Source organism: Halostella litorea (assembly GCF_004785955.1).
GTDB classification, from domain to species: Archaea; Halobacteriota; Halobacteria; order Halobacteriales; family Natronoarchaeaceae; genus Halostella; species Halostella litorea.
Genome location: NZ_SJER01000007.1, coordinates 97945 through 104033, shown reverse-complemented (window position 1 = coordinate 104033; position 6089 = coordinate 97945). Strand labels below are relative to the sequence as shown.

General features: G+C 57.6%; 8 protein-coding genes. All 8 read left to right on the top strand.

Going from position 1 to position 6089, the window contains the following annotated elements; translation table 11 throughout:
* Positions 1-118, top strand: a 118-nt coding sequence (locus EYW40_RS17780; RefSeq protein ID WP_135822899.1) for an integrase core domain-containing protein, incomplete at its 5' end; no start/stop codon positions are given.
* Positions 119-121: 3 nt separating this feature from the next.
* Positions 122-2134: a hypothetical protein gene (locus tag EYW40_RS17775; RefSeq protein WP_202614597.1), complete on the top strand. Its 2013-nt coding sequence runs from the start codon at positions 122-124 to the stop codon at positions 2132-2134.
* Positions 2135-2303: 169 nt separating this feature from the next.
* A complete protein-coding gene (locus tag EYW40_RS17770) occupies positions 2304-3230 on the top strand; it encodes a transcription initiation factor IIB (RefSeq protein WP_135822970.1) in 927 nt (308 codons plus the stop codon).
* A 94-nt stretch (positions 3231-3324) separates the two neighbouring features.
* Positions 3325-4206, top strand: a complete 882-nt coding sequence (locus EYW40_RS17765) for a biosurfactant protein 1 (protein ID WP_135822964.1) — start codon at positions 3325-3327, stop codon at positions 4204-4206.
* Between the two features lie 137 nt (positions 4207-4343).
* Positions 4344-4532, top strand: coding sequence for a DUF8012 family protein (locus tag EYW40_RS17760; RefSeq protein ID WP_135822963.1), 189 nt, complete (start codon positions 4344-4346; stop codon positions 4530-4532).
* Between the two features lie 92 nt (positions 4533-4624).
* Positions 4625-5005 carry a hypothetical protein gene (locus tag EYW40_RS17755; RefSeq protein WP_121598775.1) on the top strand — a complete coding sequence of 127 codons (381 nt, stop codon included), beginning with the start codon at positions 4625-4627 and terminating at the stop codon, positions 5003-5005.
* Between the two features lie 67 nt (positions 5006-5072).
* Positions 5073-5735: a DUF6735 family protein gene (locus tag EYW40_RS17750; protein WP_135822962.1), complete on the top strand. Its 663-nt coding sequence runs from the start codon at positions 5073-5075 to the stop codon at positions 5733-5735.
* Between the two features lie 37 nt (positions 5736-5772).
* Positions 5773-6057 (top strand): DUF7967 family protein, encoded by a 285-nt coding sequence (locus EYW40_RS17745; RefSeq protein WP_006183450.1) that lies wholly within the window; start codon positions 5773-5775, stop codon positions 6055-6057.
* Positions 6058-6089: the final 32 nt, after the last annotated feature.

Sequence of the window (6089 nt, the reverse complement as noted above, 5' to 3'; positions counted from 1 at the left end):
GGTGGGCAGTCGCTCCAGCGTCCGAGAGTGGCTTGAACAGTTCATGCATTACTACAACCGCCACAGACCCCACCAAGCTCTCGATGGAAAAACGCCGATCGAGAAACTCCAGAACTAGACAGTGCCTGGTGGAGAATTGAGTAAGGGAATTGAGGATTATCTGTGGGGGGAATTGGAATCTCTTGAGGATCTCCATGAGCTCTGGAGAGTTCTGCTTACATTATCTACTAGTTCAGAACATCCGCTGAATGCTGAATACCTTGATGACGTTCACAGAGACAAGGAAGTGTTCAGACGCGATTTTAACTGGTCCAACTTTCTGCATGAAGAGTGGAGAGAAGACACATCAGAAGTATATCGATTAGTCAACTGGGGATTCTCTTTGGAAAACAGGCCAGTGGAGTCGTATGAATTGAAGCGCTTAATGTCGATAACCCTCTCCTGGTTCCTTTGCTGTCCAAATAGACATGTTAGAGACCAATCGACAAAGGCTATAGTCAATATCATAGACTCTGATATTGAAATTTACAGTGAATTGATCGAGCGTTTCCAGGATGTTACTGATCCTTACATCTTGGAACGGGTCTATGCAGCAGCCTACGGGGGAGTTCTCCGACATAAACAAGATGAATCGGTTGCTGAAGTTGCCGACACCGTTTACGAAATTGAGTTTGAGGATAACGATCCTACGCCTCACCAGCTTACAAGAGATTATGCCAGAGGGATTATCGAGCTGATTCACAATGTCGACGACAGTTACGATGTCAATTTGGAGGAAGTGAGGCCTCCCTATGACAGTTCGTTCTCAATCGATGTTCCCTCTCCAGATACGCTTCGTGAGCAAGTTGAGAGCATCCTAAAAGACTCTGATACGGATTTGAATACCCGGTTCTGGTGGGGGCTAGTTGGATCTGATTTTGAAGGACGTGGACACAGTGATTTCGCACGGTACATTGTTGGGACCAACCACAGTCCTTCTAATATCCACGGTTACGACTTTTCTGGGGACAAGGCCCTTCGTTGGATAACTAAGCGGGTGTTCGACCTGGGATGGAGGCCCGATCTATTTGGTTCGTTTGACGACTTTGTGAGTCGAACCTACACAGGGAGAATGTCGAATAGGAAGCCAGAGAGGTTCAGCAAAAAATACCAGTGGATTGCATATCACGAATTAGTGTCCTGGATAACCGATAACTGCGAATTCTCTGATTCAACTGTAGAAAGGTCTTATAGCGGCCCTTGGACGCAGTTTGATCGTGATATCGATCCTTCAGTACTAGATCCTAAGGCCCGTTCTGAGGTTTCATTAGATGAGCCTGTTGAGTATGATTGTTGCATAGATGAGGTTGGCTTAGAGGAATGGATCACAGACCATGAGGAATTCCCTGACTTGGTTTCGTTGTTGGATATCTCTGTAAATGGTGAGAGATGGCTGCCTCTGCATAGTGTCTATAAGTGGAGAGCAGATGAAGGAGAGGATTCCAGGCTTGAGAGGGATGTGTTTGCCCGGATTGACACTGTCGTTGTGGATTCTGAGATGAAAAAGAGGTTAGTGTCTTGGCTTCAGGAAAACTGGGTTATTAGTGACGAGCTTGAGAGTACTCCGTTCCATTTGGGTACATTCACTCAGACGTTTTGGGCGGAGTATCCGTGGCATCCTTCGGTGGATGATGGCTGGGAGGGAGATAGGAATCCGATTCGAGGTGCACCGATTTCTATGACCGATACGACTGTCGATTTGCTTTGGGAGTCAGAATATGACTGTACTGTAGATGAGAAATATGGAACCTATGCCCCCTCCCCACCACTTGCGAAATTACTCGACCTCGAATGGGTTGTTGATACTAAGGAATTTGCCCAAAAAGGCTCTGACTCGGTACGTATAGCAGATGTTTCGACTTCGGAAGGGTTGATTGACAGAGTGAACTCGCTCTCGATGTTAGCAGCGGATGAGAGAGTGATAGAAGAATTAGAGGAAGAAGGCCTTTCCTTAGTCTGGATTATACAAGGAGAAAAGCGATTACTTACCGACGCTGCTACAGGAACCGGGATGGGTCAAAGTCAAATCAGGGCAGTATACACCCTTGAGGGAGGGGAATGGAGTGGAGAGATGGACAGCGGTTACTATAATTGAAATATATCTTGGTTGATTTTTCGAGGTTGGCGTGGTTATTATCTTGAACTCGTAGTTCGTAATCACACCCAGTCAAGAAGCTGAGATTCCTACTGGAGTGCTTTCTATTTGCCCCTCAATGGGCGAGGGGCTCGCTGTACTGGCGAGTTCCCGAAACACGGTGAGAACGATGGCAACCAGAGACATCTACGAGAGCGGATTCGACGAAGACGTCCGAACGGAATCGAGTGCGAACCAGTGTCCTGAGTGCGACGGTCGAGTCACGACGAACGCGGTCGAAACGGTCTGCGAGGACTGTGGCCTGGTCATCGACGAACAGCGCATCGATCACGGGCCGGAGTGGCGTACGTACGACGACGAGGAGCGTGAGCGAACGGGTGCTCCACTCACTGCGGCCCGCCACGATCGCGGCCTGTCGACGGAGATCGGTCGCGGCACCGACGCGAAGGGGAACGAGATCTCTGGGCAGAAGCGACGGCGACTCGAGCGGATGCGCCGTGAGCAGACCCGCGGTCGCTGGCGGTCGAAAGCGGAACGGAACCTCGCACACGGACTGGGCGAAGTGCGCCGGCTGGCCAGCGCGCTCGACCTTTCCGATTCGGTCCGCGACCAGGCGTGCCAGCTCTTCCGGAGCGCCCAGAACGAAGATCTGCTTCGAGGCAGGTCCATCGAGGCCATCGCAGCGGCCAGCATCTACGGGGCATGTCGGTGCAACGGCCTCTCGCGGTTGGTAGATGACGTCAGCGAGATGGCCCGCGTCGCTGAGTCGAGAGTCACGAACGCGTACAAGACGCTGAACGAAGAGTTGGGCCTTCCCGCTGAGCCCGTCTCCCCCAGCATGTTCGTGCCGCGCCTCGCCTCGGACCTCGAGTGTCCGGACGAAATTCGACAGCGGGCCCGAGCCCTCGCGGAGCAGGCCGAGGAGCGCGGCGTCACGACGGGCGTCCATCCGGCCGGGTTCGCCGCAGCCTGCCTCTACAAGGCCGGTCGCGAAGAGGGGCGATGGCTGACACAATCCGAGGCCGCGGACGTGGCGACCGCCTCGAAGGCGACTGTTCGAGCGCACCGGGATACGTTGGAGGAGCAGGTCGCCTAAGGCTGATCACGGTCTCTCCGTCTGTACTGCACATCGTTCTATCCACGCTACGATTTAAACACGAAGACGAGCCATGTTCTCTGTAGACTGCTCTATGAACGGTCGTTACTCCGACTTTGAGGAACTGCGGCCGACCGGCGAGGCGTCCCACATTCCGGACACGAGGCTGGACGACGGCTGTGAGGGTGCCCCCCGGCGGCAGCGCGTCGCGACGAGCGCTGGTGGCTACCCTGATGCGCCGACGGCCGCCGACGGCGAGTGCCGGTCCTGTGGGGCGTCAGTCCCAGATGGCCAGACGAAATGCCGGTTCTGTCTCAGCAACCATCTCGGTGGTGACGTGACTGGCACGGACGAGGCAGCGTCGACGACGTGCCTCGGCATCGTCCACCTGGTCGTCGAGTCGACCACGTTCTACGGCGCCGTCGCGAAGGGCGGCGCCGCGGCGAACCTCCTCTCCGCCAACGAGGCGGAGCCGGCCGTCGACGACTACACGCTCATCTACGATCTCGACGAGGCGCCGGCGCGCCAGCTAGCCGAGCAATGGCCTTCACTCCCCGACGCGGTACAGGTGTCGTCAGAGGAAGGTGAGCGGCTTCTCAGTGCTACCCGTGACCGGAGTGGGTGGATCGGGCAGGGAACGTCGGAGCGCCAGGAGCAGGGCCCGACGCGGCTCTACGACCAGCGTGGGGACGGCATCCGCGACGCGTCACGTCTCGACGCGGTCCTCGACGACTCCGACGATGCGGTGTGGCTGGTTCCAGCGATGGCGCTGACCGAATCTACTGGCGAAGCTGCGGCTGACCGGCAGGAGTCGTCGGTACCGACGACTCAGGAACTCGGCTGTCAAACCTGTGAACGGGCGACCGACCATCGGTTCAAGACCCACGAATCGGTCCCAGATGCGGCGTGGACGGGGCAACCGATCTGGGAGTGCCGGGTGTGTGGCTCGGCTCGCTACGGACCCAGTCTCGAGTAGCGCGAGTGCTGGCATCGATTAACCAACAGCCTGCGAGTAGCGTCGAGGTTCGTTGGTTAAGGCCTCGAATTCCTGCAAACCCGACGCCAGTCTCGATGGGGAGTCTTTCCGCGCCGGCGAGCGGTGAGGCGCTTCCGATGAAGCAAGAGTTCAAACAGGGCTACCGGATGCATCGTATACTCAGCAATCTCAACCGACTCGACGTCGACCGATTGGACGACGCGGATCGAGAGCGAGTCGAGACCGCGAAAGACCTCCTGGAAGAGGTGAGCCTTCTCACGCGGCCGGGCGACGGAGCCGGGGCGGACGCCCACGCAGATTCCTAACTGGAGTCGCCGGCCACGCCTCGGGAGGCACCTCTCGCGTCGGTTTATCGCCCCCGACAGGGGTGCGGGGGGCGACCCCGTGAAGTCCAGACATGGCGACACTGCAAGCTGCGACGACGTCGACTGGTGCGATCGTATCGGATCCGCAGGCAGTCCGCGAGCTCTGTGAGAGCTACTGCTTCGGGACGCTCGACTGGGAGGTGACCGAAGACGGAGAGCTCACCATCTGGGGGTACGACGACTTCGAGGTGTACGAGGCGCGGGAGAACGGCCTGCCGGACTACGAAGGCGGGATCGTGACCCACGAATTCCTGCGAGAACTCGCCAATCACCTCGAAGCCGACGAAGAGTTCGATATCCAGGCGGCGGGGTTCACCAAGTGCCGCTTCCCAGTCCTGGCCAAGCGATACGTCGTTCGCGACGGCGAAGTCCTCCACGCGGACCTCAGTTCCCCCGACCCGATCGACGAGTAGCGTTGTTCGTCCCCCGAGAGGGGTGCGGGGCGATCCAGTCGCGGTCGCCCCGTGAGGTGATTGCTCGATGGGACACCGCGCACTCGTTGCGTACGAACGCACGGACGGACAGTACACGCTCCACTACAGCCATTGGGGCGCAGCGAACCTGAAGCTCAAGCGCCGAATCTCGGCTGAGTCGCCGTTCGGTGGCGACGACACCGACTCCAAGTGGGCGAAACAGCTGCTGGCGGAACTGGCCGATGGCCTCGAGGCAGATGCGGTCGACGGCTACCTCGCTGACGAGGACCGACCGTCGACGGTCGTCGAGCCGAAACCCCGCGCCACCGGGCTCACCCTCGACGAGATCGTCGCGGACCATCTCGACTACCTCCACCACGAGGCGTTCTTCGTGGTGTCGACGACGTTCGAGGTGACCGCCTATCGGACGCTGTGGTTCGGCCTGCAGTACGATTCGGAGACAGTCGAACAGGGAGAGACGGTCGGGAACGGTGCGCTCGCGACGGTGCGTTGGTACGACGGCGAGCCGGTCGGCGACGGCCACCTGCAGGGACAGTTCGCGGCCCTCAAAGACGTCATCGGCGATATACTCGACAAGGGCGTCTTCACGCCGTCGACGGCGAGACAGTACCTGAAACAGAAGCTGGCCGAGCGAGTCGGAGACCGACAGGAGCTCCTCATTCCGACCGGAGAATCACCCTTCGAGACAGCGAGTCTCGGCAAGCCGTAACACCAATCCCTTAGTGGATATCGGGGGATGTCTAAGTATGTCAAATCAGTCTGAAGATGACGTTCGTGTTTGGCTTGTCGAACGGACGTACTCCGATGACGAGCAGAACCTGATCATCCTCACCTACGCAACACCCGATGGAGAACAGTACTATCGGAAGGAACGCGCACTCACGTCCTTCACCGACGTCCGAGATACGACAGCAGCAGTCGATGCTGAACCCGGCAATCTTGGCATGGTCGATGACCCCGACCTCCAGGAGCAATACGCGGCCGAAGCACAGCGAATGCAGGAAGTTCACGACCCTGACGACGTAATCTGAGATCTACTGGTCGACAACGCTGCAGGCCATGG